This window comes from Streptomyces sp. B15 (assembly GCF_018070605.1).
Taxonomy (GTDB): domain Bacteria; phylum Actinomycetota; class Actinomycetes; order Streptomycetales; family Streptomycetaceae; genus Streptomyces; species Streptomyces smyrnaeus.
This window is the reverse complement of the sequence record NZ_JAGPXJ010000002.1, coordinates 186,034-212,721: the sequence shown is the minus strand read 5'-3', so window position 1 is coordinate 212,721 and position 26,688 is coordinate 186,034. Positions and strand designations below refer to the sequence as shown.

General features: G+C 71.5%; 25 protein-coding genes. 13 read left to right on the top strand and 12 right to left on the bottom strand.

Features of this window, described 5'->3' with window-relative positions; translation table 11 throughout:
* Window positions 1-62: 62 nt before the first annotated feature.
* The gene (locus tag KBY19_RS02405) at window positions 63-905 is read right to left on the bottom strand and encodes a DUF2637 domain-containing protein (RefSeq protein WP_180289665.1); all 843 of its coding nucleotides are present in this window, start codon (window positions 903-905) and stop codon (window positions 63-65) included.
* Between the two features lie 559 nt (window positions 906-1,464).
* Between KBY19_RS02405 and KBY19_RS02400 the strand changes: the two genes are divergently transcribed.
* Window positions 1,465-2,649: a macrolide family glycosyltransferase gene (locus tag KBY19_RS02400; protein ID WP_185017175.1), complete on the top strand. Its 1,185-nt coding sequence runs from the start codon at window positions 1,465-1,467 to the stop codon at window positions 2,647-2,649.
* Between the two features lie 227 nt (window positions 2,650-2,876).
* Here KBY19_RS02400 and KBY19_RS02395 read toward each other — a convergent pair whose 3' ends face one another.
* Complete coding sequence (locus KBY19_RS02395; RefSeq protein ID WP_210965033.1) at window positions 2,877-3,818, bottom strand: LysR family transcriptional regulator; 942 nt, start codon at window positions 3,816-3,818, stop codon at window positions 2,877-2,879.
* A gap of 125 nt (window positions 3,819-3,943) precedes the next feature.
* Here KBY19_RS02395 and KBY19_RS02390 point away from each other — a divergent pair, with 125 nt between their 5' ends.
* Window positions 3,944-4,582, top strand: a complete 639-nt coding sequence (locus tag KBY19_RS02390) for a maleylpyruvate isomerase family mycothiol-dependent enzyme (RefSeq protein WP_099881849.1) — start codon at window positions 3,944-3,946, stop codon at window positions 4,580-4,582.
* Between the two features lie 62 nt (window positions 4,583-4,644).
* A complete protein-coding gene (locus KBY19_RS02385) occupies window positions 4,645-5,619 on the top strand; it encodes a putative RNA methyltransferase (protein ID WP_185017169.1) in 975 nt (324 codons plus the stop codon).
* A 374-nt stretch (window positions 5,620-5,993) separates the two neighbouring features.
* Here KBY19_RS02385 and KBY19_RS02380 read toward each other — a convergent pair whose 3' ends face one another.
* Window positions 5,994-6,542: a hypothetical protein gene (locus KBY19_RS02380; protein ID WP_099881845.1), complete on the bottom strand. Its 549-nt coding sequence runs from the start codon at window positions 6,540-6,542 to the stop codon at window positions 5,994-5,996.
* 180 nt (window positions 6,543-6,722) lie between these two features.
* On the bottom strand, window positions 6,723-7,499 hold the full coding sequence (locus tag KBY19_RS02375) for a helix-turn-helix domain-containing protein (RefSeq protein WP_210965031.1): 777 nt from the start codon (window positions 7,497-7,499) through the stop codon (window positions 6,723-6,725).
* Between the two features lie 55 nt (window positions 7,500-7,554).
* Here KBY19_RS02375 and KBY19_RS02370 point away from each other — a divergent pair, with 55 nt between their 5' ends.
* Complete coding sequence (locus KBY19_RS02370; RefSeq protein WP_210965029.1) at window positions 7,555-8,139, top strand: class I SAM-dependent methyltransferase; 585 nt, start codon at window positions 7,555-7,557, stop codon at window positions 8,137-8,139.
* A 17-nt stretch (window positions 8,140-8,156) separates the two neighbouring features.
* Here KBY19_RS02370 and KBY19_RS02365 read toward each other — a convergent pair whose 3' ends face one another.
* Complete coding sequence (locus KBY19_RS02365) at window positions 8,157-8,477, bottom strand: multidrug efflux SMR transporter (protein WP_280635172.1); 321 nt, start codon at window positions 8,475-8,477, stop codon at window positions 8,157-8,159.
* A gap of 52 nt (window positions 8,478-8,529) precedes the next feature.
* Window positions 8,530-9,144, bottom strand: a complete 615-nt coding sequence (locus KBY19_RS02360) for a DUF1269 domain-containing protein (RefSeq protein ID WP_099881839.1) — start codon at window positions 9,142-9,144, stop codon at window positions 8,530-8,532.
* A 94-nt stretch (window positions 9,145-9,238) separates the two neighbouring features.
* On the opposite strand from KBY19_RS02360, the gene KBY19_RS02355 reads away from it, so the two are divergent.
* Entirely contained in the window at window positions 9,239-9,979 is a 741-nt protein-coding gene (locus KBY19_RS02355; RefSeq protein ID WP_099881837.1) for an ACP S-malonyltransferase, read from the top strand.
* Between the two features lie 118 nt (window positions 9,980-10,097).
* Here the strand turns inward: KBY19_RS02355 and KBY19_RS02350 are convergent, their stop codons facing one another.
* Window positions 10,098-10,610, bottom strand: coding sequence for a GNAT family N-acetyltransferase (locus KBY19_RS02350; protein WP_099881835.1), 513 nt, complete (start codon window positions 10,608-10,610; stop codon window positions 10,098-10,100).
* A gap of 22 nt (window positions 10,611-10,632) precedes the next feature.
* Here KBY19_RS02350 and KBY19_RS02345 point away from each other — a divergent pair, with 22 nt between their 5' ends.
* Window positions 10,633-11,436: an exodeoxyribonuclease III gene (locus KBY19_RS02345; protein WP_210965028.1), complete on the top strand. Its 804-nt coding sequence runs from the start codon at window positions 10,633-10,635 to the stop codon at window positions 11,434-11,436.
* A 171-nt stretch (window positions 11,437-11,607) separates the two neighbouring features.
* Here the strand turns inward: KBY19_RS02345 and KBY19_RS02340 are convergent, their stop codons facing one another.
* On the bottom strand, window positions 11,608-12,123 hold the full coding sequence (locus tag KBY19_RS02340) for a hypothetical protein (RefSeq protein ID WP_099881831.1): 516 nt from the start codon (window positions 12,121-12,123) through the stop codon (window positions 11,608-11,610).
* 358 nt (window positions 12,124-12,481) lie between these two features.
* Window positions 12,482-12,883, bottom strand: coding sequence for a RidA family protein (locus KBY19_RS02335; RefSeq protein WP_099881829.1), 402 nt, complete (start codon window positions 12,881-12,883; stop codon window positions 12,482-12,484).
* 146 nt (window positions 12,884-13,029) lie between these two features.
* Here KBY19_RS02335 and KBY19_RS02330 point away from each other — a divergent pair, with 146 nt between their 5' ends.
* The 3 genes from KBY19_RS02330 to KBY19_RS02320 all read left to right on the top strand — a co-directional run bounded on the left by KBY19_RS02330 (window position 13,030) and on the right by KBY19_RS02320 (window position 15,713).
* Window positions 13,030-13,410, top strand: coding sequence for a helix-turn-helix domain-containing protein (locus KBY19_RS02330; protein WP_099881827.1), 381 nt, complete (start codon window positions 13,030-13,032; stop codon window positions 13,408-13,410).
* 159 nt (window positions 13,411-13,569) lie between these two features.
* Window positions 13,570-14,406, top strand: a complete 837-nt coding sequence (locus KBY19_RS02325) for an alpha/beta fold hydrolase (RefSeq protein WP_099881825.1) — start codon at window positions 13,570-13,572, stop codon at window positions 14,404-14,406.
* On the top strand, window positions 14,406-15,713 hold the full coding sequence (locus KBY19_RS02320) for a cytochrome P450 (RefSeq protein WP_180289664.1): 1,308 nt from the start codon (window positions 14,406-14,408) through the stop codon (window positions 15,711-15,713). Before KBY19_RS02325 ends, KBY19_RS02320 begins: the two co-directional genes overlap by 1 nt.
* Here KBY19_RS02320 and KBY19_RS02315 read toward each other — a convergent pair.
* Window positions 15,657-16,493: a MerR family transcriptional regulator gene (locus tag KBY19_RS02315; RefSeq protein WP_307843420.1), complete on the bottom strand. Its 837-nt coding sequence runs from the start codon at window positions 16,491-16,493 to the stop codon at window positions 15,657-15,659. The two genes, KBY19_RS02320 and KBY19_RS02315, sit on opposite strands and share 57 nt — an antisense overlap.
* A 265-nt stretch (window positions 16,494-16,758) precedes the next feature.
* Between KBY19_RS02315 and KBY19_RS02310 the strand changes: the two genes are divergently transcribed.
* Genes KBY19_RS02310 through KBY19_RS02300 form a run of 3 tightly spaced genes read left to right on the top strand, consistent with a single transcriptional unit; the run spans window position 16,759 to window position 20,254 of the window.
* On the top strand, window positions 16,759-18,396 hold the full coding sequence (locus KBY19_RS02310) for an NAD(P)/FAD-dependent oxidoreductase (protein WP_185017160.1): 1,638 nt from the start codon (window positions 16,759-16,761) through the stop codon (window positions 18,394-18,396).
* Entirely contained in the window at window positions 18,393-19,367 is a 975-nt protein-coding gene (locus tag KBY19_RS02305; protein WP_099886565.1) for an alpha/beta fold hydrolase, read from the top strand. Before KBY19_RS02310 ends, KBY19_RS02305 begins: the two co-directional genes overlap by 4 nt.
* Window positions 19,364-20,254, top strand: coding sequence for an SDR family oxidoreductase (locus KBY19_RS02300; protein ID WP_099886564.1), 891 nt, complete (start codon window positions 19,364-19,366; stop codon window positions 20,252-20,254). Before KBY19_RS02305 ends, KBY19_RS02300 begins: the two co-directional genes overlap by 4 nt.
* Window positions 20,255-20,394: 140 nt before the next feature.
* On the opposite strand, the gene KBY19_RS02295 is transcribed toward KBY19_RS02300, so the two are convergent.
* Together KBY19_RS02295 and KBY19_RS02290 are read right to left on the bottom strand one after the other, a co-directional pair.
* Window positions 20,395-20,586, bottom strand: a complete 192-nt coding sequence (locus KBY19_RS02295) for a hypothetical protein (RefSeq protein ID WP_099881821.1) — start codon at window positions 20,584-20,586, stop codon at window positions 20,395-20,397.
* A gap of 150 nt (window positions 20,587-20,736) precedes the next feature.
* Window positions 20,737-24,087, bottom strand: coding sequence for a S41 family peptidase (locus tag KBY19_RS02290; RefSeq protein ID WP_185017158.1), 3,351 nt, complete (start codon window positions 24,085-24,087; stop codon window positions 20,737-20,739).
* A 242-nt stretch (window positions 24,088-24,329) separates the two neighbouring features.
* Here KBY19_RS02290 and KBY19_RS02285 point away from each other — a divergent pair, with 242 nt between their 5' ends.
* Window positions 24,330-26,585, top strand: coding sequence for an MMPL family transporter (locus KBY19_RS02285; RefSeq protein ID WP_210956728.1), 2,256 nt, complete (start codon window positions 24,330-24,332; stop codon window positions 26,583-26,585).
* The last annotated feature ends 103 nt before the right edge of the window (window positions 26,586-26,688 follow it).

Genomic DNA, 26,688 nt, shown 5'->3' with positions numbered 1-26,688 from the left:
GGTGCTGAGCGGGGCGGTCAACCGGGTTGTCCGTTCGTGGTCAACCCGGTTGACCACGCCCCTCAGCCCGCGGACCGGTGACGGTTGGTCCCACGGGGAGGGCGGGCGTGCCGGGAGGGAGCCGTGGGCACCGGAGGGAGGTCGAGCTGTCGGACGAGTTGATGGAAGCAGAGCAGCGCCGTGATGGGCGGCAGGCCGGCCACCGCGATGCCGGCCGGAGTGGGGGGTGCGTCGGCGACGCACAGCAGTGAGGCGACGGCGGCGAAGAACAGTACGACGAGCCAGGAGTGCACGGTGCGGCGGCGGTAGGCGCGGGTCCGCAGGATGGAGAGCGTGGCGGCGACCCAAGGGGCGTAGATCAGCAGCGGCCAGGCGTGCGCGACGCTCGGGGGCGCTGATTCCTGGGCGAGGTCGTAGAGCGACGGGTAGGACGCCTTGGCGCCCAGGAAACTGACCAGCACCACGATCATGGCAGTGAGCGTGACGGAGAAGGCGCTGAGGATCCGCCGCCAACTCAGCTGCGTCCCGCGCTGCTGCTTCACCCGCTCCAAGGGACGTTCCTTGCGGTGTCTGGCCCGGGTGAGCGCGGCCGGGGAGTCGGCGAACCCCTGCTGTTCGACTGTGTCGAGGAAGTGGGCCAGTTCGGCGTCCAGGTCCGGGTGCTCGGCGTGCTCGGGGCGCTCGCCGTGCTCGGAGTGGGGCGAGGCGAAGCGGGTCAGTCCGAGAGTGCCGGTGTCGGTCGGGTCGGTGAGGCCCAGACGCGCCGCGGTTTCGTTCCTGACCGGCGAGGCGCCGTACGCGTGAGCTGAGTGCAGGTCCGGTTCGGCGGCATTTCTCGGCCCGGGAAAGCCGGTGTCCGGATCAGGGGGCGCATAGGGCGCGTACGGGTGCGACGTCTCGGTCAAGACTGAACTCTCTTTTCTGCGGGCAGGTTCAGACGACTGTGTCGAGACTGGTCCCGCACGCGCACGCTTCCGGTGGTGACCGATGGCGCGCAGCCCTGTGTCGTCCGCGATGACCAGCGCCAGGGGCGGATGCCGGGGATGACCGTCTCGGGTACAACCCCGTCAACGACTACTCCAGCCAGCGGAAACCCCTGTGGGCAGTACTCAGACTTATGAGCATGCGCTTTTCACGACGTATGTAACTCCTGCGTGAGACAGCGGGATGTCGGTATTGTGGACGGCATGTACTTTCACCAGATCTACGGCTGACACGCGCGGGGCGGCGCCCCGTCTCCCTCTCGCACCGGTGCGCATGCGCACACCGGTCCGCTGAGCGTGTCCATTTCCCGCCGCGGATTCTTGTCGCGGCGCGAAACCGAAGATCTGAAACGAGTGATCACTCATGTCTCGTGCATCCCGTGCATCCCGCACATCCGGTGAATTCCGTATGTCCCCGACGGCCCGTTCGGCCGATGCCTTTCCCGGGGCCCGGCCCGCTGACCGCCGCGCCCATATCGCGATGATCGGTATTCCCGCGGTCAGCCATGTGCTGCCCAGCTTGGAGATCATCCGGCAGCTCGTCGCCCGGGGGCACCGGGTGACCTACGCCAACGACCCGGCGGTGGTCGAACAGACCGCCGCGCACCTCGCCTCCACGGGCGCCGAGCTGGTGCCCTACACCTCCTCGCTGCCCGTCGCGGACAACAACTGGCCCAGCGATCCGATCGCCGCCATGGAGCTCTTCCTGGACGACGCGACAGCCGTACTGCCTCAGCTGCGGGCCGCCTACGACCAGGACCGGCCGGACCTGTACCTGTACGACATCGGATCGCTGGCGGCCCGGGCGCTGGCCGAGGAGCAGGGTCGGCCCGTTGTGCAGCTCTCGCCCACGTTCGTGGCCTGGGACGGCTACCGGGAGGAGGTCGGGGCGCAGCTGTGGGGGCTGCCGGGTGCGGACGCCCTCCGGGCCAAGTGCGCCTCCTGGCTGGCCGGTTGCGGAGCGACCACGAAGGATGTCGACACCTATCTGAGCCTGCCGGAGCGGGCACTGGCGCTGATCCCGCGCGCGATGCAGCCCAACGCCGAGCGGGTGGACACCGACCGCGTCACTTTCGTCGGCCCCTGCTTCGGCGTGCCCTCCGCCGAGGGGCCGTCGGCCCGTGGCACATGGCAGCGTCCCGACGGCGCCGAGCGGGTACTGCTGGTGTCACTGGGGTCCGCCTACACCAGACAGCCCGAGTTCTACCGGCACTGTCTGACGGCCTTCGGTGGGCTGCCGGGCTGGCATGTGGTGCTGCAGATCGGCAAGTACACCGACCCGGCAGAGCTGGGAGAGATCCCGGAGAACGTGGAAGTGCGCTCCTGGGTACCGCAGCTGGCGATCCTGGAGCAGGCCGACGCGTTCGTCACGCACGCGGGGATGGGCGGCAGTGCCGAAGGGCTGCGGACCGCGACGCCGATGATCGCTGTGCCGCAGGGGGCCGAGCAGTTCCAGAACGCTGACCGGCTGGTCGGTCTGGGCGTCGCTCGCCGGATCGACACCGAGGAGGCGACCCCGGAGCGGTTGCGCGCGGCGCTGTCCGCACTCACCAGCGACCCGGAGGTCGCCCGGCGGTGCGCCGAGTTGAGCGCCGAAGCGCGTGCCGAGGGGGGTACGCGGCGCGCCGTGGAGCTCATCGAGCAGTACGGCGGGTTCGACGACTGACCGACCCCGCCGACAGCCGCCCTGCGGCCCGCTGGAGGTCCACTGAAGGCCGCCGGGAAAGCCAGCTGGAAGGCGCCGTCAGGAAGACCGCCGCGAAGGCTGACGGTGGCAGTGCGCCGGGAGCGGGGACGGTCTCCCCGTCCCCGCCCCCGGCCCCGCCCCCGGCTACGAGGTGGCTTCGTCGAGCTCGTCGACGCACTCGCCGACGACGGTGGTGAGGAAGTACGTCATGCGCTCCATTCACCCAGGGTGTCGCCGTGGTCACCCGTTCGGGGTGCCTCCAGGGCGGTGCGCAGCCGGGGCAGCAGGGCGCGGGCGGCGGGGGCTGTCGGGCCGCCGGTGCGCCAGGTGAGAGCGATCCGGGCCCGCGGCTGAGGCGTCAGACGCAGCGTCCGCAGCCCCAGCGAGGCGGCCACCCGTGGCGGCATGTCCGGTACGACGGCGACGCCCAGTCCGCGCGCCGCCAGCTGGGCGAGGAGAGGCGGAGCGGCGGCCTCGAAGGCCACCCGGGGCCGGAACCCGGCATCGGTGCAGGCACGTTCGAGCACGCCGCGCAGGCCGGTGCCGCTGGGCAGGCTGATCAGGGCGCGGTCCCGCAGGGCGGTGACGTCTACAGGTCCCGCCCCGTGCGCCAGCAGTGGGTCGCCCGGTGCGACAGCTGCGACGACCGGCTCGTCCACCACGATCTCGGCCGCGGTGCCCTCGGGTGGATGCTCGTCCGCCAGCCCCAGTACGCCGATGTCGAGCTCGCCCCGGCGCAGGGCCTGGAGCATGCGCTCGGAGGTGTCCTCGGTGAGGCCGATCTCGACATGCGGGTGCTCACGGTGGAAGTCGGCCAGCACGGAGGCGATGTCGAACTGACCGGTCGCACCGGAGACCAGTCCGACCGCCACATGGCCGCGCAACAGACCGGTGAACGCGTCCGCGGCGTGGCGTACGCTCTCGACGGCCTCCAGGGCGGCCCTGGCGTACGGCAGCACGGCCTCACCGACCTCGGTGGGCGTCACCGAATGCCCCGTGCGATCCAGGAGAGGGTGGCCCAGTTCCCGTTCGAGCCTGCGGATGCGGGCGCTGATGCCGGGCTGGGCCAGGTGGAGGCGTTCGGCGGCTCTGGTGAAGCCGGCCTCCTCCACCACGGCGACGAAGAACTCCAGCTGCCGCAGATCCATGCCCGGCAGCCTAGTCGGGGCCATAACTGCTGCTTCTGGTTGCCAGAACCACCTGGTCTTGGACTTATGCGCCGCCCCGACGCCACCCTGGGAAGATCACCGCAGATGCTGCACGGGGAGCGGCCATGGACATCAAGCAGGCGATCGCAGCCGAACGCACGGAGCTCGCGGAGCTGTTGGAGCACCTGCCGGAAGCCGACTGGCAGGTGCCTTCCTTGTGCGCGGGGTGGCGGGTACGGGAAGTCGCGGCCCACATGTCGTCCGGGTTCCGCTCCTCCCGCTCCCAGGTGCTGCGCGAACTGCTGCGGGCACGCGGCAATCTGCACCGGATGACCGACCACTGTGCGCGCCGGGACGCGGCGGCCCTGAGCACGGCCGAGATCGTGGCTGCGCTGCGGGACAACGCCTACCACCCCTGGAAGCCCCCGGTGGGCGGCCTGCCGGCGGCGCTGGGGCACGACGTGGTTCACGGCCTGGACATCACCGTCGCGCTCGGCCACGAACGGCGCGTACCCGAGGAGCGGATCCGCGTCCTGCTGGACGGCATCACACCCAGGAGCGCGAAATTCTTCGGCGCCGACCTCGGTGGAGTCACTCTCCAGGCCGACGACCTCGACTGGTCGTACGGCGCCGGGGCGCCCGTGTCGGGAGCGGCGCAGGACCTGCTGCTGGTCGCGTTCGGACGCAGGTTGCCGCCTGGTCGGCTGGGGGGCGAGGCGGCGGACCGCTTCACCGCGCGCCTGGCCCGGCCGACCGCTCCGTAGGGCGGGGGCGGGCCGGCCCGACGGTAGCCTGGAGGCCCGCCGTCCGAGGAAGCCGCCGCACCATGTCCGAACCCCCCACCGCGCGCCACGAGCCCGCACGCCGCGAGACCGTAGGCCACGAGGCCGTACGCCGCGAGTCGGCGGGCCGTGCGCCGGCGGGACGCGGACCGTGGGCGACGCTGACGCGGCTGGTGCGTTGTCCCGTCTGCGGGGACGGCCTTGAGGTGGTGGAGCGCTCACTGCGCTGCCCGCAGCGGCACACCTTCGACATGGCGCGACAGGGCTACGTCAGCCTGCTCTCGGGCGCCAAGCGCACCGTGAACGCCGACAGCGCGGCGATGGTGCAGGCACGGACGGCGTTCCTGGAGGCCGGACACTATGCGCCGCTGACCCGGGCGCTGGCCCGCGTCACGGTCTCGCTGGGACTTCCCGGGGGCGGTGAGGACGGCACCGTGCTGGACGCCGGTGCGGGCACCGGGCACTACCTCGCCGCTGTTCTTGAGGCGCTGCCGGGTGCTGTGGGGCTGGCGCTGGACGCGTCGCCGTACGCGCTGCGCCGCGCCGCCCGGGCACACCCGCGGGCGGGTGCGGCCAGCTGGGACGTATGGCGGCCCTTTCCGGTACGGGACAGCTGTGTGGACGTTGTGCTGAACGTCTTCGCGCCGCGCAACAGTGCGGAGTTCCACCGGGTGCTGAAGCCCGACGGAGTGCTGCTGGTGGTCACCCCGACCGAGCGGCATCTGTGCGAGCTGCGCGACCGGTTGGGGCTGCTGGAGGTCGATCCGGACAAGGAGGAGCGCCTGGAGCGCGCACTGTCCGGCCACTTCGTGAGGGAGCGGACCGAGGCACTGGAGTACACCGTCGAGCTGCCCCCGCAGGATGTGGAGAACCTCGCTGCCATGGGACCGGCCGCGCGGCACATCGATCCCGAGGAGCTGCGGGAGCGGGTTGCCGCGCTGGGCGGGCCGGTGGATGTGACGGCGTCCTTCGGCGTCTCGGTCCACCGGGCGGATTCCTCACCCAGCGTTCAGGCCTGAACCAGGCTGCAGCAGGGCCGAACGACCGTCGGCCCGCCGTCGGCCGGGTTCGCGGTGGCCGACCCGGTGCTCACCTTCGCCGCTGAGCTCATCACGCGGCTGGGGCAGGTGGGGGAGTGGGGAGCGGTGGCGCGGCTCGCCACCCCGTCCGCCCTGTTCGGCAGCGATCCGGCCGAGCTCACGGCCGAGGTGTTCGAGGCCGCGGTGGTCAGGAGCGGGAGTTCCTGGCCGGGTTGCCCGGAGCGGCCCGCCGGCGCTAGCCGCTCGGCAGCCGGCCGATGTCCAGCGGCTGCCGAAGGCGAGCGACAGCTGCGACAGTGGCAACAGCTGCGACCGTCGCAAGAGCTGCAGCAGCTGTAAGAAACGCCGGAGGTTCAGCAGCCGCCGCAGTTGTAGTACGTGACGTCCCAGTGGTTGCTCTCGCGGTAGTAGATGTTGCCCGAGGCGGACTTCCACTTGGAGCCGCCGATGGAGGTGAACGTCCCGGTGATGTAGTTGGTCAGACAGCTGGAGAGGGACATGTCGAGTTTGTAGCCGTTCCAGTGGCTGTAGGTTCCGGAGGCGTGCCCCGTCTCCGTTCCGCCGGTCAGCCGGACGGCACAGCCGGATGCCCTCTTGAGCGTGATGGCGCCGTCAGCGGTGGCCGAGCGCAGCCCGTCGAACGAGGTGCAGGTGGGGTTGTTGCGGTCCGAGCAGCCGCCGGAGGACGTCCAGGTGATGCCCGCGGCCCGGAACTTGGCCGTCGCCTGCGCGTGCGTGAGCTTCGCGAGGAGCTGAGGGCTCCCGGCGGCCTGTGAGGGGCTCTGGGAGGCGGCGACAGGGGCCATTTGGGCGGCTTGGGCGCTCGTCGTTCCGGAGAGCGTCAGGGCGGCGGCGGCCACGGTACCGAGGAGTCCGGTCACAGCACGGCGAGTGAGTCTCATGGGTCCTACCTTCCCGAGTGGGGTGGGGCGGGTGGGGGGGGTGCACGACTCGCGGATCGGGGTCTGGGCGGCGGTCGGGCGTCAACGTAGCGGGGTGGCAGGGGCGTGTAAACAACGTGCAGAAGTGGTACGGCCATTGGCGGCGCGACTCGACGCCGGCCCTTCCGTCCGCCCCGGCCGTCAGCGGAAGAACTGCCCCGGAGTGAGCCCTGCCGTGCGGCGGAACGCGGCGATGAACGCGCTCGAAGAGGCGTAGCCCACCCGGTGCGCGACGGACTCGACCGAACGGCCCTGGGCCAGCAGCGGCATCGCCTCCTGCACCCGTAGCCGCTCCCGCCAGCGGCCGAAACCGTGACCGGTCTCGGCCACGAACAGCCGCGCCAGCGTGCGGGCGCTGACACCCGCTGACCGACTCCAGCCGGCGAGCGGGCGGGAGTCGGTGAGATCGGCGAGGAGCGCCTCGGCCACCGTGCGGGCCCGTGGGTCGGTCGGCCAGGTCAGCCCGATGTCCCGCGCGGGCACCGGCCGGAGCAGATCGAACAGCACGCCCTCGGCACGCTCCCGGGCAGGCCGCGACAGACCGGGCTGCGCCAGGTGGTCGATCAGCTCGCGCAGCAGCGGCGGTACGGCCACCACTGTCGGCTCCGGCCATGCCACGGGGCAGTGCGCGGGCGCGATGTACGGGCTGCACATAACCGCCGTACTGGTGGCGCCCGTCGCGTGCGCAACGTGTGCGGGGATCCACAGTGCGACAGAGGGCGGCAGCAGCCAGGTGCCGCCCGGTGCGCGTACCGACAGCAGACCGCTGGCGCACCAGGCCAACTGGTGCGCCGGATGGCGGTGCTCCTCGAACCATGAGCCCTGTGGGAGCGGGAAGCTGCGCACGACCAGCGCCTGCTGTCCGGGCGGGGAGTCGCATCCGGGCAGCGGGTCAGGAAGCTGTCCGTATGGCGGCATCAGTTGGCAGCGTACGGCGTAGTGGACTTCCGTCGGGGCCGTTTAGCTTCCCCGTATGCCGATGAACAGAGCGCACCGCAGACTGTGCAGTTCCGAGAAGTGGGCCACCGGTGTGCGGGAGCACCTGCTGCCGTGGGCCCTGGAGGACGTCGAACTGGGTGAGGACATCGTCGAGATCGGCCCCGGGTACGGAGCCAATCTGCGGGTCCTGATCGAAAACGTGCCCCGGGTGACCGCCGTCGAGATCGACGGCAAGACGGCTGAGCTGCTGCGCGACAAGTGGGGGGATCGCGCGCGCATCCTGCACGCGGACGGTTCGCGGATGCCGCTGCCGGACACGGCGTTCTCCGCGGTGGTGTGCTTCACGATGCTGCACCATGTACCCACCGACACCCTGCAGGACCGCATCTTCGCCGAGGCGTACCGCGTGCTGCGACCGGGTGGGACGTTCGCCGGCGCCGACAGCCAGCCCAACTTCCGCTTCCGCCTGCTGCACATCGGGGACACCATGAACACCCTCGACCCCGGCACACTGCCCGCCCGGCTGTCCAGCGCGGGGTTCACCGACATCGCCGTCGACCGCCATCCGGAGAGTGGCGGACTGCGCTTCCGTGCCCGGCGTCCGGCGCAGGAGGCGTAAGGCAGTGCGACCGCGCGTCAGTGCAGCAGTTTCAGCCCCACCACCCCGCCGACGATCAGCAGCAGGCACAGCAGCCGGGCCACGGTGACCGCGTCCCCCAACACGGCCATCCCGTAGAGCGCCGTACCGACCGCGCCGATCCCCACCCACACCGCGTACGCCGTGCCCAGCGGAATCTGCGACACGGCGTACGACAGGCCCGCCATGCTGGCCGCGAGAGCGACCAGGAAGAGCAACGTGGGCCACAGCCGGTGGAAGTTCTTCGACGCCTCCAGAGCGGTCGCCCACAGCGTCTCCAGACACCCGGAGACGATCAGTACGCCCCACGCCAGACCCATACGGTGCTCCCTCGCCGCCGATACCGTCCGTGTCGGTGCGGCGACGTACCCACTACCGCCGCCACCAGTGCTCCTCCCGTCCGCTCGCCCGCTCCCGCTCGCCCTCGCCGTGCGGCCCGACCTCGTGCCCCGCTGTCGGAGGGCCGGTGGGGGCGTCCGACGGGTTGGGCGCCGGCTGCGGGGTGGACAGGATGTCCTCCAGCTCCTGACGCACCGTGGCGGCCAGATAGCGGCTGACGCCCGGCCCCAGTGCCCGGTCCGCCGGATCGGTGGAGGTCTCCTTCACATCGGCGACCACGACCGTGCTGCTGGGCGGGATCTCCGCGGTCAGCTCCTCCAGCCCCTCGTTCGTCTCGATCACCCGGCGGGCGTCATGACTGCCGCCGATCAGCCCGCCGGCGCCGAAGCCGAGCAGCGCCCCCGCCGGGCCGCCCACCAGACCGAGCAACGCACCGACGAGTCCGCCCACGGCGAGGCCGGTGGCGCTGTCGGCGTGGTCCACCTCACCGGCGACCTCGGCCTTCCCGTCCGCGTCCCGGCCGATCACACGCGCCTCACGCAGTTCCAGCGCGCCCTGGCGATGCGCCTGCTCCAGCTCGTCCAGTGCGTGCAGGGCCGCCCTGGTGCCCCGCTCGGTGAAGTCGGCGAACAAGATGTTTTCCGTCATACGCCCACCATCGGCGCTCCGGCGGCGTCCGGCATCCGCAGCCGTTCGGGGGTGCGACTGGCACGGCCGGGGTGCTCCGGGTCAGGGTGGCCCCATGAGCGTCGCGTTCCTCTTCCCCGGCCTGGCCTCGCTACGGGCGGGCATGCTGCACCGGCTGCCGGACACCGCAGCCTCGGCGACCGTGCTGGCCGAGGCCGAGTGGGGTCACCCGGGAGGGGTGGCGCAGCTGGACACGGCCGAGGCGCTGGCGGAGTCGGAGGTGGCGCGGCACGTGTGTCTGCTGGTCGCCGGGGTGGCGGGGGCCAGGGCGCTGATCGAGGACGAGAACGTGCTCCCGTCCGCCGTGGCGGGACACGGCCTCGGGGGGTTCGCGGCGGCTCTCGTCGCCGGCCTGCTCACCTTCGAGGAGGCGCTGCGGGCGGTCCGGCTGCGTGCCGAGCTGCTGGAGCGCGCCGAGGAGCCGGTGCACGACATCGGGATCCGGATGGCGCAGCACCTGGCCACCATTCCGCGCCGCACGCACACGCTGCCCTATGTGGCGGGCACGAGCGGTGCGTGTCTGCGCGGGGACGCGAACGGCGTCTTCGACGATCTGGCCCGCTCGGTCGCCCTGCCGGTGCGCTGGGAGGAGATGACGGCGGCGCTGCGGAGCACCGGAGCCGACCGATGGGTGGAGCTGTCGCCCGGTCGCGCACTGACCGCTGATCTGACGGGAGGGGGAGCCGGCGCGGTGGGGCCCATGGTGCGGGTGGTCTCGGTGGAGGAGCGGGGGATCGCCGAGGCCGCGGACATCGCGCGCGGTGCGGCCGGGGAAGGGGTCGCGCCCGTCGGCTGACGGCTTCGGTCCATGGCGTCAGCGATGGCTTTGGCCGACGGCGTCGGCCGACGGGACCCGGCGAGGAGCAGGTGGCCCGGTGGAACCGGTCAGCTCGGCCGGTCGTCAGCCCGGCCGGTCAGACGGTTCGGCGCAGCGGCTTGGCGAAGCACCGGCTCTCCTCGTGGAACCGGTAGTGGCCGAATTTTGCCGGAGCCGGCTTGTACCCCTCCGAGGTGTACAGAGCGATGGCCTCCGGCTGCTTGAGGCCCGTCTCCAGCACCATGCGGGTGCGTCCCGCCTCCCGTGCGTCCTGCTCCAGCAGCGCGAGTATTCGGCGGGCGAGCCCCTGGCCCCGCGCCTCCGGCAGGACGAACATGCGCTTCAGTTCGGCGTCGCCGTCCGCGTAGTTCTCGTCCTCCTCGTCCAGCCCCCGCGCAGCGTCCCGGGAACGCCAGCCGCCGGTGGCGACCGGTCGCTGCTGGTCGTCGTAGGCCAGCACGTACAGACCGCGCGGCGGCTGGAACATCGAGGGGTCCAGCGGGGTCGCGTCACCTTCCGGGTCGCCGTAACGCAGCGCGTACTCCTGGAGCACGAGATCGTTGAGCTTCCGGGCGTCCGGGTGATCGAAAGGGGCGGGAACGATCTGCATGCGGGCATCGTAAGGTGCACGGATGCACAAGGTGAGCACGGTGAACGTCAACGGACTGCGGGCGGCGGCCAGGAAGGGGTACGCGGAGTGGCTGGCGACCAGTGAGGCAGACGTCGTCTGCCTGCAGGAAGTGCGCGCCGAGCCGGAGCAGCTGCCCGAGGCGGTGCGGTCTCCCGAAGGATGGCATGCCTTCTGGGCGCCGTCCTCGGCGAAGGGCAGGGCCGGTGTGGCGCTGCTCACCCGCCGGGAGCCCGACAGCGTACGTGTGGGATTCGGCACAGCCGAGTTCGAGACGTCGGGCCGGTACGTGGAGGCGGATCTGCCCGGGGTCACCGTTGCGAGCCTGTATCTGCCTTCCGGGGAGGTGGGAACGGAGCGGCAGGACGAGAAGGAGCGGTTCATGGCCGCGTTCCTGCCCTACCTGTGCGACCTTCGGGAGCGCGCGGCGGCGGCCGGGCGTGAGGTGCTCGTCTGCGGGGACTGGAACATCGCCCACCAGGAAGCCGACCTGAAGAACTGGCGCGGCAACAAGAAGAGCTCCGGGTTCCTGCCCGAGGAACGTGCCTGGCTCTCCCGCGTCCTCGACCCGGCCGACGGCGGCTACACGGACATCGTCCGCTCGCTCCACCCGGACGTGGCGGGCCCGTACTCGTGGTGGTCGTACCGGGGGCGCGCCTTCGACAACGACACGGGCTGGCGGATCGACTACCACATCGCCACACCGGGGCTGGCGGGGCGCGCGGTGAAGGCGTACGTGGAGCGGGCCGCCACCCACGACGAACGGTGGAGCGACCATGCGCCGGTGACCGTCGACTTCGGCCCTTGAGCACCTCGTGCAGCCGGCGCCATGAGCCCGCGTCATGGCGCCGGGCTCATGAGCCCGGCGCCATGGGCCCGACGTCGTGCGGGCGAGTCGGTGCAGCCGCCGTCTGCCGGACTCGACGGCTCAGCTCGTGCTTCAAGGTCCAGCCGCTCCGCGTCTTGCTCACGAGTGCGCCTACCTCTCGTTCAGTGCCGCGGCAGCTGCGTCAACGAGGGGCGTGATCAGCCGAATGTAGGCACGTAACGTCTCTTGGAACTCACGGCGGTTCTCCCGGCCGGCGTTCTCGGCCATGGCCGCCAGGGCTGTGGCGAGCGTGCCCGACATGATCAAAAGGTTCGATGCTGCGACTTGAACCGCGGAAGGGCCTTCCAAGTCGACCAGTGTCACCGCCCGACGCAACTGCTGGTGCCGGTCGCGGTGAGCGGCCAACGCGGCTTCACACTCGGTGATCGAGAGACCGTCGACTCCTCGGAGCCCGTCAGCGACGACCTGGGCCTGCTCAATGAGGTTCAGGTAGGCGGCCCGCCGGGTCTGACGGGTGCCTTCGCGGCGCTGCGCCTCAGTAGTCGCATCGACCTGGAGTCGAGCAGCGCGGGCGTTGCCCCTGCTGGTCAGCCAGCTCGCCAGCGAGCTTGCAGCGATCGCCGTCACCCCTGTGAGGCCGGCGACGAACAGCGAGTTGTCAGGCATGCCCAGGAGTCTCCCCAAGAAGACCCCACGACGGCCACTGCCTGGGAAGCCGCGGGATGAAGACCCCTATGTCCCGCCGGGCGAGCCATGGCTGTCGCCCGTCGGCGCCACACCCCCGCCGGGGGCACCGCTGTTGTCGCCGGCCAGGGCGGTGGCCGTGCTGATTGTGAGGCCTCCGGTGGCGATCAATGCGGCGGCCATTACGCGTGCTGCTGCCTCTTCATCGTGGCTCCCCCCGTTGTCGTGTGCGGGGCCTGTTGCTCCATCCTGCGCCCCGCACACGGTTCGGGCCCGGTGTTTCGGCCCACCCCGAAACACCGGACCCGGCCCGCACATCGGAATCGCGAACAGGCGGCGCTCAGGCGGGCAGCTCAGTGTCGATGATGAAGCTGATCTCGACGACCTGGCCGGGGAAGTACAGTCCGGTGACGCCGAGGACCGTGCTGACCGGGCGATGGTCGCCGAAGTACGCCAGGTTGCCTTCGGACATCGCCGAGGCGTTTCGCTGCAGGTCCACCATGTACACGGTCTGCGAGACGATCTGGTTGCGGGTGGCGCCGTAGTGGTCCAGGACCTTGTCGAAGTTGCGGTGGACCTGCGCGAGCTGGGCGGCGAAGTCGTCCGGGTGGAGGAAGTCGCCCGCCTCGTCGAGGGAGAGCTGTCCTGAGACGTGGATCAGGGTGCCGGACTTGATCGCCTGCGAGTAGCCGAAGCTGCTCTCGGCCGGCACGTCGTGGTTGAAGACGTCGATGGTGGCCATGCTGCCTGCCTTCCTGCCGGGAGTGCGCTCGGGTTGTCTTGCGTCTGCGTCGAACCAGGGCACGCACTCTCTTGTGGTTACCCCGGAACTGTAAGAGAGTGTTGGCTGACCTGGAAGAACGCACTTTTCGGCAACTGAGGAACCCAATGGTGACCAAGCAGTTCAGCGGCTCGCCCGAGGACGCGGACCTGCGGCGGGCGGACTCCCTGGCGCGGCAGATCTTCTCGGACGTCGCCAACAAGTGGGCGTTCCTGATCATCGAGGCGCTCGGTGAGCGCACCCTGCGCTTCAGCGAGTTGCGCAACGAGGTCGAGGGCGTCAGCCACAAGATGCTCACCCAGAATCTGCGCATGCTGGAGCGCTACGGGCTGGTCGAGCGGACGGTGCATCCCACCGTGCCGCCACGGGTCGAGTACGCCCTCACCGAGCCCGGCCGGGCACTGCGGGCCACGGTCGACGGAATGTGCGGCTGGACCCACCAGTACCTCGGCCACATCGAGGCCGCCCGCCGTCGCTTCGACGGCTGACGGGCCTTCGACGGCTGACGGACGCTTCGACGGCTGACGGGGCGTGGAACCCGCGGAGGCCGTCGGCCGGTCGTGCCGTGGTCTTGTGTCCACGGCAGGGGCCGGGCCACCGTGGAGCAGGCGGGGTGAGGGGCCCTGCCGTGCCCAGGGGAGGCGGCCATGGACGGTGCAGCGCAGTCCGGTACCGAGGACGGGACGGGGGCCGGTGCCGGAGGCGGGACCGGTGCCGTCGTACTGCCCGCCGCCCGGATCGGCGACGGAGCGCATCATGTGATCGCCGTGCACGGCTGGTTCGCCGACCGGCGGGCGTATGCGCCGGTCTTCGACGTACTCGACCGGAACACGTTCAGTTATGCCGTTCCCGATCTGCGCGGCTACGGCGAGGCGCGGGACATCCCCGGCTCCTGGACGACCGATGAGGCCGCCGGGGACATCCTGGCGCTGGCGGACGCGCTCGGCTGGGAGCGGTTCTCGCTCGTAGGGCACTCGATGGGCGGCGCCGTCATCCAGCGGGTCGTACTGGCGGCGCCGGAGCGGGTGCGCCGGATGGTGGGCATCGCGCCGGTGCCCGCGAGCGGGGTGCCGCTGCAGGGCGAGCAGTGGGAGCTGTTCGCGCAGGCCGCGCAGCGACCGGCGAACCGCAGGGCGATCATCGATCTGAGTACGGGCAACCGTCGTCCGGACGCCTGGCTGGACCTCATGGTCGAGCGGTCGCTGTCGTGCACCGACCCGGGTGCTTTCCGGGCCTGGTTGGACTCGTGGGCCCTGGAGGACTTCCACGAGCAGGTGCGCGGCTGCCGGGTGCCGGTGCGGCTGGTTGTCGGAGACGGTGACCCGGTGCTGTCGGCGGAGGTGGTGCGTACGACATGGCTGCGCTGGTACACCGCCGCCGAACTGGTGGAGGTGCCCGCCGCAGGGCACTATCCGCTCGACGAGACGCCGCTGGAGACCGTACGTGCGGTGGAGGACTTCCTCCGTGCGGAAGGCGGTGCGTGATGGGCAGCGCCGCGACGGCCGCGGCGGCGCCCGATGTGGACGTGTTCGATCCGCGCCGCTACGCCTCCGGCCTGCCGCACGAGGCGTTCCGTGTGCTGCGGGACAGTGCTCCGGTCGCCTGGCAGGAGGAGTACGAGGTGCTGGGCTGGCCGGCGGGACCGGGATTCTGGGCGGTGACGCGGCATGCGGACGTGCTGCGGGTGCTGCGTTCGCCCGCCGAGTTCTCCTCCCACGAGGGTGCGACCCAGATCCGCGACCCCGACCCGGAGGATCTGCCGTTCATCCGCCGGATGATGCTCAACCAGGATCCGCCCGCGCACCACCGGCTGCGCACCCTGGTCAGCCGGGCCTTCACACGGCGCCGGGTGGAGCGGTTCGAGGCAAAGGTGCGGGCGCGGGCCCGGCGGTCGCTGGCGGCGGCGTGCGAGCGACTGCGGGAGCGTGACAGCTGCGACCTGGTGGCCGCCGTCACCGACGACTTCGCGCTGCTGAACCTCGCCGACCTGCTGGGCGTGCCGACCGGGGACCGGGGTCTGTTGCTGGAGTGGACCGAACGGATCATCGGCTACCAGGACCCCGACCAGGCCCACACCGTGCTCGGGCCGGACGGCCGTCCGGCCAACCCGAGGTCGCCCGCCATGCTGGCGGAGATGTTCGACTACGCGCGTGGGCTGGCGGCGTACAAACGCGCACACCCGGCGGACGATGTGATGACCGGGCTCGCCCATGAACTGACCGGTGCCGAGCTGGAGATGTTCTTCTTCCTGCTGACTGTCGCGGGCAACGACACGGTGCGCAGCGCGGCACCTGGTGGGCTGCTCGCACTGGCGGAGCACCCGCGGGCTCAGCGCACCATGCGCGACCTGGTGCGCGAGGGGGACATCGAGGCGCAGTCCGTCGCGGTGGAGGAGCTGTTGCGCTGGCACACTCCTGTGCTCAGTTTCCGGCGTACGGCAGCGCGGGATCTCGAACTGTCGGGACGTCGCATCAGTGCCGGGGAAAAGGTGGTGGTCTTCCACGCCTCCGCCAACTACGACGAGCGGGTCTTCACCGCGCCGCACACCCTGGATCTGGCGCGTACGCCCAATCCGCATCTGGCGTTCGGGGAGGGGCCGCACGTCTGCCTGGGTGCGCACTTCGCCCGTCTCCAGCTGCGCGTCCTGTATCAGGAGGCGGCCCGGCTGCTGCCGCCGTACGCTCTGCTGCCGCCGCGGGAGCGGGCGCACGGGGCGGGAGGGGAAGTGCGGCGCCTAGTCTCCAACTTCATCCACGGCATCAAGGCCCTCCCCGTCCGTCCGGCCGGTTAGCCACTCCTCCAGTTCGGCCCGCACCCGCCGGTCCAGGGCGAGGCCGAGTTCCGCCTCGACGATCTGTTTGGCGACGGGCGCCACGCGCGCGAGCAGCTGGTTCAGCTCGCCCGGGTCGGTGGACCGCTCCCTGGGCAGGAGGTGGGAGCGCAGCAGACGGGCGAACGTGGCGGCGATCTCGTCGGTCTGTGCGCGCAGTTCGCGGCCGGCCTCCAGGACGTCGGCAAGGGGGATGCCCTTGGCGACCAGTTCGGCGGAGCCCTCCAGCAGCCGGCGGCTGGTGTGGACGAACTCGTCTCCGTCGATCGCGACGTAGCCCAGATCCAGGGAGGCGGCCAGGTTGTCGACGGTGACCTCTCCCTGGAAGTAGTCGGCCAGCTCCTCCGGGGTGAGCCGGACGGGGGTCTCCTCGGAGAACGGGGTGACGACCGTGCTGTCCAGCCCCATGACCTCGGCTGCCGAGCGTACGTCGCGGCCCTTCTCGAAGGCGTCGAGCAGGTCGGCGATGCCGCCCAGGGTGTGGCCGCGGGACAGCAGCGCGGTGATGCTGCGCAGCCGCGCCAGATGGTGCTCGTCGTACCAGGCGATACGGCCCTCGCGGCGGGGCGGCGGGAGGAGTTTGCGTTCGCGGTAGAAGCGCAGGGTGCGGGCGGTGATGCCGGCGGCCTCCGCGAGTTCGGGCGCGCGGAACTCCCGGCCGTGCCCGGCCTGCTCGCCGGGAGCGCCCCCGGTCGGCTCGCCCGCCCCGCCCGTCGCCTGTCGTTCGTTCCTGCTCGCCACGTCCCCCAGCCTAGGCGGAGGCCGTACGGCACCACCCTGGTGCGACCGGCGGTAACTTTCCTCCCGCCGACCCCTACCCATGGGTATCCCTCTGCCCTACTCTCGTGACCGTGCCAGTGATTACTGGCACGGTTGTGGGTCCGCGAAGCGGGAGCGCGGCGTGCGGCAACGCGCACGGCGCAGCGCACCACGGCACACAACAGCGCAGCAGACGCAGCGTGCGCAGCGACACAGCAGCACGCGACAGATCCCGGGAGGCGGCGGCATGGCGGCCGAGCACGAGCAGGAGCACGTCAGGGTGGCGGTGATCGGTACCGGGTTCGGCGGCCTGGGGGCCGCCGTCCGGTTGCGCCGCGCGGGGGTGACGGACTTCGTCGTCCTGGAGCGCAGGGACGCCGTCGGAGGCACCTGGCACGACAACACCTATCCGGGGTGCGCGTGCGACATCCCCTCGCACCTGTACTCGTTCTCCTTCGCGCCCAACCCCCAGTGGCCGCGCAGCTTCTCGCCCCAGCCGGACATCCACGCCTACCTGGAGCGGGTCACCGACACCTTCGGTCTGCGTCAGCACATCCGCTTCAACACCGAGGTCCAGCAGATGAGCTGGGACGCGGAGGAGCTGCACTGGCGGGTGGAGACCTCGGCGGGCACGCTGACGGCCGATGTCGTCGTCTCCGCGACGGGGCCGCTGTCCGAGCCGAAGCTGCCGGACGTCCCCGGGCTGGACTCCTTCGAGGGCAAGGTCTTCCACTCCGCCACCTGGGACCACGACTACGACCTGCGCGGCAAGCGGGTGGCCGTCGTCGGCACCGGCGCCTCGGCCATCCAGATCATCCCCGCCATCCAGCCGGTCGTCGGCGAGCTGACCGTCTTCCAGCGCACCCCCGCGTGGGTGCTGCCGCGCGGCGATCGCCGGATCAGCAAGGCGGAGCGGAAGCTGCACGCCCGCTTCCCCGCCACCCAGAAGCTGCGCCGCTTCGCGCTGTGGGGCGTACGGGAGCTGGAGACGCAGGTCTTCGCCAACTACCCGAAGCTGCTGCCCGCGGTGGAGCAGGTCTCCAAGCTGCATATGAAGCGTGCCGTCAAGGATCCTGAGCTGCGCCGCAAGCTGACGCCGGACTACCGCGTGGGCTGCAAGCGCACCCTGCTGTCGGACGACTACTATCCGGCGCTCGCCCAGCCCAACACCCACGTCATCGACTCCGGGCTCAAGGAGATCCGCGGCAACACCCTGGTGTCGGCGGACGGCCGCGAGGCCGAGGTCGACGCGGTGGTCTTCTGCAGCGGCTTCCACGTCTCCGACATGCCCGTCGCCCAACTCGTCAAGGGCGCGGACGGCGAGACACTGGCCGAGTCCTGGGCCGCGGACGGGATGAACGCGCTGCGCGGGACGACCACCACCGGTTTCCCCAACTTCCTGTTCGTCATCGGTCCCAACACCGGTCTGGGCACCAGCTCGATGGTGCTGATCATCGAGGCGCAGCTGAACTATCTGATCGACTACATGCGGAAGCTGGACACCCTCGGCGGCGGCGACAAGGTCGCGCTGGACGTACGGCCCATCGCACAGCACACCTACAACGCGAAACTGCGTGAACGCATCAAATCCAGTGTCTGGGAGACCGGCTGCACGAGCTGGTATCTGGATGCGCAGGGGCGGCCGGTGGCCGTGTGGCCGGGCACCACCGCCGAGTTCCGCAAGATCACCCGCGAGGTATGGCTGGAGGAGTACGAGGTGCTGCGCGCGCCGCGTGCCGGAGGGGCCGCGGGGCGGGGGGCCGCGCGCCGCAAGGCGCCGCTGTCGGCCGGGAGCGTCAGCAAGGGAGCCGCCACCGACGCCTTCCCCGCCGCGGGGGATCTGCCCTCGGCCGGGTCCTCGGATGTGCGGGAGGACGTGCGATGAGCCGCCTGGCCGGTACCCGTCCGCTCAAGGGGCTGACCGGGCGCTACGCGCCGCCCGCGCCCGCGCGCGAGCTGACCGCGCGCTCCGGGGACGGGGTGCGCTTCCCCGTAGAGGTGCACGGCAGCCCCGAGGACCCCGCCGTCGTCCTCGCCCACGGCTGGACCTGCTCGACCCTCTTCTGGGCGCCGGTGATCCGCGAGCTGACCGCCGGCGGCCACCGCGTCATCGTCTACGACCAGCGCGGGCACGGCCGCAGCCCGGCCGCCGACGCACCCCTGGCCTACAGCACCGCCATGCTCGCCGACGACCTGTGTGCCGTACTGGACGCCGCGCTGGAGCCGGGCGAACGGGCCGTCGTCGGCGGTCACTCCATGGGCGGCATGACGATCATGGCGGCGGCGGGCAGAAAGCAACTGCGCGAGCACGCTGCCGCGTTGCTGCTGTGCAGCACCGGCGCCGAGCATCTGACGGGCCAGGCGCGGGTGCTGCCGTTCCGCTCCGAGTCGGTGCGCGCCGTCGCACACCGGGCGCTGCTGGGCTCGGCGGCGCCGCTGGGCCCCGTCACCCCGCTGACCCGCAAGGCCCTCGCGTACGGCACGCTCGGGCCGCGTCCGGCGCCGGAGACCGTGCGGGCCACAGCGCACATCGTGCACGCCTGTCCGACGCGCGTCCGGTCCGCGTGGGGCGGGGTGCTGGCCGGGCTCGACCTCGCGGCCAAGGTGCCGCGGCTGGACGCGCCCACCGCCGTCGTCATCGGCACCCACGACCGCCTCACCCCGCTCCCGCACGCCCACCGGCTGGCCGCGCTGCTGCCCGACTGCACAGGCGTGCACGAACTGCAGCGGCGCGGGCACATGACGCCGCTGGAGGAGCCGGAGACGGTCGGTGCCGTCCTCGCGGGGCTCGCCAGGGACCACCTCCCGGCTGCCGACGTCGCCGCCGCAGCCATGACGAAGGAGAAGAGCGCATGAGCAGGGTCGGTCTGGAGGGGCAGGTCGCCGTCATCACGGGTGCGGCCCGTGGTGTGGGGGCGCTGCTGGCACGGAAGATGGCGGCGCGCGGCGCCAGGATCGCGCTGGTCGGGCTGGAGCCGGACGAGCTGAAGCGGGTCAGCGCATCCCTGCACACGGACTCGGCGCACTGGTACGCCGACGTCACCGATCACGAGGCCATGGCGCGGGTCGCCGGCGAGGTCAAGGAGCACTTCGGGAAGGTCGACATCACCGTCGCCAACGCCGGGGTGGCCACGGGCGGGCCCTTCATGGACTCCGACCCGGTGGCCTGGCGCCGGGTGATCGAGGTCAACCTCATCGGCGGCGCCGTCACCGGACGCGCGTTCCTGCCCGTACTGGAGGAGTCGCGCGGTTACTTCCTGCAGGTCGCCTCGCTCGCGGCCATCACGCCGGCCCCGATGATGACGGCGTACTGCGCCTCCAAGTCCGGTGTGGAGGCGTTCGCGCACAGTCTGCGCGCGGAGGTCGGCTACAAGGGTGTGGGCGTCGGTGTCGGCTATCTGAGCTGGACGGACACCGACATGGTGCGCGGCGCCGACGCGGACGAGGTGATGCGGGACGTACGGCAGCGGCTGCCGTGGCCCACCAACAAGACCTACCCGCTCGGCCCCGCCGTCGACCGCCTCGTCGCCGGTATCGAGCGCCGCGCCCCGCATGTGTACGGCCAGTGGTGGCTGCGCGGCATGCAGGGCATCCGCGGCTATCTGCCCCCGCTGATCGGCGGCCCGCTGGGGCGGCGCGAGATGCGGGCGGTGGCCGCCAGGCTCCAGGCGGCGGGCGGGGTGTCCATGGGGCTGGTCGGCGCGGGCGGCGAAGCCGACGAAAAGGCCCGCGCCTCGCGATAGGACCTGCCCCGCGGTTCCCCGCGCCCCGCAAGGGGCGCGGGGAACCGCGCGAGCAACACAGCTCACCCGCAGCCTGCGGGAGACGGACAGGGGCACCCCCCCGTAGCAAGAGGGTGCCCCTCGTCGGCCGTGGGACCGCGTCAGCGGTCTTTGTCCTTCCACTCCTGGGCGCGCTGCTGGGCCTTGTCCTTGAGCTCCTGCGCCCTCTCGCGGGCGTCCTGGCCGCCGCCGCCCTGCTTGCCGCCGGAGCGGGACTTGCTCTCCTCCGCCTTTGCCTTGCCCTTGTGCCGAAGCTGCTCTGCCTTGGACTTGAACTGGTCTGCGAGGCCCATCGTCACTCCTTCGGACGGATCGGATACGTGTCCTCATGGGCATGTCCTCATGGGCACTTTCCACCCTGCCACGCCACGCCATGACCCGCATTCCGTATCAAAAGGTGCAAAGTCTGGAAAGTGCTGCGGAGCGGTGCGGAACCGTGCGGGTCAGTAACGCGGCGGGAGCGGCGGGCGGGAGCGGTCGGGGACGTCCCGGTAGTCGGGCGGGGTCCGGGCCGGGTGCCGTTCCAGCAGGTCGAGGGCGGTGCTCACGGCGGTGCCCAGCACGGAGCTGCGGCCCTCGGCCCAGTCGAGCGGGGTGCGCAGCACCTCGATGTCCGGCTCCACACCGCGGTTCTCCACCGACCACCCGTAGCCCTCGAACCACGCGGCGTTCATCGGCACCGTGATCACCGTGCCGTCGCCGAGCCGGTGCCTGCCCGTCATACCGACGACCCCGCCCCAGGTGCGGGCGCCGACGACCGGACCCAGCCCGAGCAGCCGGAACGCGGCGATGATCATGTCGCCGTCGGAGGCGGTGGCCTCGTCGGCGACGGCGACCACCGGGCCGCGCGGAGCGTTGCTGGTGTAGGTGACGGGCTGCGCGTTGCGCGTCAGGTCCCAGCCCAGGATGGTGCGGGTCAGCTTCTCCAGGACGAGTTCGCTGATGTGCCCGCCCGCGTTGCCCCGTACGTCCACGATGAGCGCGGGCCGGGAGACCTCCAGGCGTACGTCCCGGTTGAACTGCGCCCAGCCGGAGCCGCCCATGTCGGGGATGTGCAGATAGCCGCAGCGCCCGTCGCTCAACTCGCGTACGACGTCCCGGCGGCGCGCCACCCAGTCCTGGTAGCGCAGCGGGCGCTCGTCGATCAGCGGGACGGCCGCGACCCGGCGCGGCCCTTCCTGCTGGAGGGTGAGCTCCACGGTGGTGCCGCCGGCCGCGGCCAGCAGCGGGGCCGGACCGCTGCAGGAGTCGACGGGCCGGGCGTCCACATGCGTCAGCACCGCGCCCTCCCGCACCGGAGAGCCGGCCAGCGGGGAGCGGGCCCGGGAGTCGGAGGAGTCGCCCGGCAGGATGCGGCCGATCTGCCAGTCGCCCTCGGGGGTGTGGATGAGATCCGCGCCCAGAAAGCCGATGGGCCGCTGGTAGTGCGAGGGGCCCTCGTCGCGCCGGGCGGGGGTGACGTAGGCGTGTGAGGTGCCGAGTTCGCCGAGCACCTCGCGCAGCAGGTCGGCGAACTCGTCGGGGGAGGCGACGCGTTCGACCAGCGGCCGGTACTGGTCGAGGACGGCCTCCCAGTCGATGCCGCTCATCCCCGGGTCCCAGAAGTAGGCCCTGATCAGCCGCCCCGCCTCCGCGTAGGCCTGCCGCCACTCGGCCGCCGGGTCGACGTCGTGCAGGATGCGGCGCAGGTCGATGTAGGTGGTGGTGTCGGAGTCGGCCTGCTGGTCGGCCGGGACGACCCGCAGCAGTCCCTCGTCGTTGACGACCAGCCGGGTGCCGTCGCCGCTGGGTGCGAACCAGTCGACGTCGCTGGTGAGTTCGGTGCGCTTGGCGGTGGTCAGGTCGAAGTGTTCCAGTGTCGGGCGGCCGGAGGTGTCGGCCGGGTTGACGAACGTCTCGCCGAGCGCGCCGGAGATCGGGTACCGCAGCCAGATCAGCCCGCCCCCGGCCACCGGGCACAGCGCCGTGTACTTCGAGGCCGTCACCGGGAACGGGGTGACCCGGTTCGCCAGGCCATCCGCCTCCACCAGCACCGACGCGTCGGGGCCCTCCTCCTCGCCGGGGGCCGGGCGGTCCTGCGGGTCGAGCCCGCCCGCCGCAGGGCGCCCCTCGGGGGTCAGCGCGAACGGCGAGAGCGTCGCCGAGGAGAGCGGCACCAGATACGGACGGCAGCCCAGCGGAAAGGAGAGATCGCCGGTGTGCACGTCGTAGACCGGGTCGAAGCCGCGCCACGAGAGGAAGGCGAGATAGCGCCCGTCCCGGGTGAAGACCGGCTGCTCGTCCTCGAACCGCCCGTCGGTGACGTCGAGGACCGTGCGCTCGCCCTCCGGCCCGCCGACGCTCCCGGTGACCTTCGCGATACGGATGCAGGACAGCGACCGGCCCACCCCCGGGTGCGCCCAGGCCAGCCAGCGCGAGTCGGGGGAGAACGCCGGGTCGTGCACCGGTCCGTTCTCGGAGCACGCCACCTCGCTGACGGGGGCTTCCGCAGCGGGCTCGCCGTCCGCTTCGGGGGTCTCGGTGGTGTCGGGCACATCGACGAGCAGCAGCCGCCCGTCGTGCGCCACGACGGCCAGCCGCTCACCGGAGGGTGCGGCGACCAGCTCCAGCACCCGCCCCAGCCGGCCGGCGGCGATCCGGTAGGCGGGCCGGGGCCGGGAGGCGCGGGGCAGGTCCGCGATCTCGATGGCGTCCTCGCCCTCCGCGTCGGTGACATAGGCGATCCGTCCGGTGTCGCCCAGCATGGTGGGCATCCGCACCCGCACCCCGGGGGTGTCCGCCAGCGCCCGCGCGGGTCCGTCGCGGTGGGTGAGCCAGTACAGACTGCCGCGTACGCCCACCGCGCTCGCCCGCCCGGTGGGATCGACGGACAGCGCGTTCACATGCGCGGCGGCGGGCACCTGGTAGGAGCGCCGCCCCGCGCGCGGGCCGCCCAGCCGCACGTCGAGCCGCCGGGGGCGTGCCACGTGCGCGAAGTCGTCGACCATCCACAGTTCGCCCGCGCACTGGTAGACCACGCGCCGTCCGTCGGTTGCCGCGTGCCGGGCGTAGAAGGCGTCGTGGTCGGTGTGGCGGCGCAGATCGGTGCCGTCCGGGCGGCAGGAGTACAGATTGCCGATGCCCTCGTGGTCGGAGAGGAAGGCGACCCGGTCGCCCACCAGCATCACCGAGTCCAGATGCCCCTCCAACTCCGGCAGCAGCCGCTCGCCCTGGAGCCACATGCGTCCCGTGGCCCCGCCCCGGTACCGCTTCCAGCTCGCGGGTTCATGCGGCGGTGTCCCGGTCAGCAGCAGCGTGCGGCGCTCGCCCTCCTGCTCGGCCACGGCGATGTCCGAGACCGGCCCCCACGGCAGCCTGCTGCCCGGGCACGAGACATCCGGGCGGCCGGCGGGCGGGCCGTCGGGTCCGTCGACGGGGATGCGGTACGCCCACGCCCGGTGGGCGAACGGCTCCCCGTGCGAGGCCACCGCCAGCACATCGCCCTCGGGTGTCCAGCCGCGCGCCCGGGTGTCGGTCGCGCCCCAGTACGTCAGCCGCCGCTCGGGGCCGCCCCGTACGGAGATCAGGTAGATCTCCGGGTCCAGGCTGCGCCAATTGGTGAAGGCGATGCGCTGTCCGTCCGGCGAGAAGCGCGGGTGGCCGATCCGCGTCCGGTCCACGGTCAGCCGCCACGCCCGCCCCGAGGGCTCCCCGGCCTCGGGGACGGGGGCCACCCAAAGGTCGTCCTCGGCGGCGAAGCAGAGCAGATCGCCATGCAGATGTGGAAAGCGGAGATACGCGCCGTCGTCGGTCATCTATTCCATGTTTCGTGTGTATTTGCACCCAAGCAAGTTGTGACGTGTCCCTCATTTCCGAGTCCGGACTCACCCTTACGGGTGCGAGCGAGCGTCGATTGACATGAGCTCTCATTGTCGGGCTCGGCACCTCCCCGCCGTGTTCCCTCAAGATCCCTCGGCTCACCCGGCTCTGCTGCTCCGTTCCGCTCTGCTTCATCCACCGTCCGACTGTCCGACCTCGAGACCGGAGAACCTCTCTCGTGGCCACGTTCCTGTACAAGATCGGCAGACTCGCCTTCCGGCGCCGCCGCATCGTCGCCCTGATATGGGTGGCGTTGCTGGCGCTCGCCATAGGTGGCGCGTCCACTGCCTCCAGCCCGCCCGACGACGACTTCGCACTGCCCGGCACCCAGGCTCAGAAGGCCTTCGACCTGCTGGAAGAGCGCTTCCCGGACGCCAACGCGGAGGGTGCGACGGCCCGGATGGTCTTCCGCGCCCCCACCGGCGAGAAGATCACCGCCTCCGACAACAAGGCCGCTGTCCAGGAGGCGCGCGAGGAGCTGAGCGGCGGCCAGGCGGCAGCCGTCTCCGATCCCTTCGCCAAGGGCAGCGGGGCGATCAGCAAAGACGGCAGCATCGCCTACGCCTCGGTGACCTACAAGGTCCCTGCCCAGGACATCACCGACAAGACCCGCGAGACGATCAAGGACGCCGCGCAGTCGGCCCGCGGCACCGGCCTGACGGTGGAGACCGGTGGCGACGCGCTGCTGGTCGAGCCCGAGATGGGCAACGCGGAGATCTTCGGCATCGGCGTCGCCGCCGTCGTACTGATCCTCACCTTCGGCTCCCTCATCGCGGCCGGGCTGCCGCTGATCACCGCGCTGATCGGCGTGATGATCGGCATCTCCTCGATCACCGCGCTCGGCGCCACCCTCGGCCTGTCGGCCAACACCACGACGCTGGCCATGATGATCGGCCTCGCGGTCGGCATCGACTACGCACTGTTCATCGCCTCCCGCTACCGAGCGGAGCTGACCGAGGGCCGTGACCGCGAGGAGGCGGCCGGACGTGCCGTCGGAACGGCGGGCTCCGCCGTGGTCTTCGCCGGTCTGACCGTCGTGATCGCGCTGGTCGGGCTCTCCGTCGTCAACATCCCGGTCCTCACCAAGATGGGTATGGCCGCTGCCGGCACCGTGGTCATCGCCGTGCTGGTGGCGCTCACGCTGGTGCCCGCCGCGCTCGGGATGGTCGGCAAGCGGATCTTCGGCCGCCGGGTGCGCAAGGCCAACCCCGCCACCGGAGTGCCGCCCGCCGCGGACGCGGAGGGCCAGCGCCCCAAGGCCGGCGCCCGCTGGGCGAGCTTCGTGCTGCGCCGTCCGGTGCTGGTGCTGGTCACCGCCGTACTGGCGCTCGGCGCCCTGGCACTGCCGGTCGGTGCCATGAAGCTGGGCCTGCCCGACGAGGGCAACCAGCCGGAGAAGACCACCCAGCGCAAGGCGTACGACATGCTCTCGGACGGCTTCGGTGCGGGCTTCAACGGCCCGCTGATGGCCGTGGCCGATCTGAAGGGCGCCGACGACCCGCAGGCCGCTGCCGCCGAGATCCAGAAGCGGCTGCAGAAGGTGGACGGCGTCGTCGCCGTCACCCCGGCGCAGCCGAACAAGAAGCAGTGGGACGCCGCTGACACCGCCACCCTGACCGCCGTCCCGAAGTACGGCCCCAGCGACGCGCGCACCGAGGACATCGTGCGCGACATCCGTGACCAGTCGGACGCGATCGAGAAGGAGACGGGTGCCACCCTGCTGGTCACCGGCGCCACCGCGGTCGCCATCGACTTCTCGCAGGTCATGAATGACGCGCTGGTGCCCTATCTGGCGCTGGTCGTGGGCCTGGCCTTCGTACTGCTGATGCTGGTCTTCCGCTCGGTGCTGGTGCCGCTCAAGGCGGCGCTCGGCTTCCTGCTGTCGGTGCTGGCGGCACTCGGCTCCGTGGTGGCCGTCTTCCAGTGGGGCTGGCTGGCGAGCCTGATCGGTGTCGAACAGACCGGGCCGATCATGAGCATGATGCCGATCTTCATGATCGGTGTGATCTTCGGGCTCGCGATGGACTACGAGGTCTTCCTCGTCACGCGGATGCGCGAGGCGTATGTGCACGGGGAGAACCCCGGCCAGGCCATCGTCAGCGGATTCCGGCTGGGCGCGCGAGTGGTGACCGCGGCGGGCATCATCATGATCAGCGTGTTCGCCGGGTTCATCGGCTCGTCCGAATCCATGATCAAGATGATGGGCTTCGGCCTCGCCGTCGCCATCCTCTACGACGCCTTCGTGGTGCGGATGGCCATCGTGCCCGCGGTGCTCGCCCTGCTGGGGCGGCACGCCTGGTGGCTGCCGCGCTGGCTGGACCGGGCCCTGCCCAATGTCGACGTGGAGGGCGAACGCCTGCAGAAGCAGCTGCACTCGGACCAGGCCCCCGCTGTGGTTCCCCCGCCGCGGGAGCCGGAGCGCACCGGGGTGTGAGCCGGCCCTGAACGAAGAGCCCCCGTCCAGCTGTCTCCCGAAGGGAGCGGGTGGGCGGGGGTTTCCTCTGCGGGGAGCGGTGGCGGCGGTCGTCCGCCGGGCC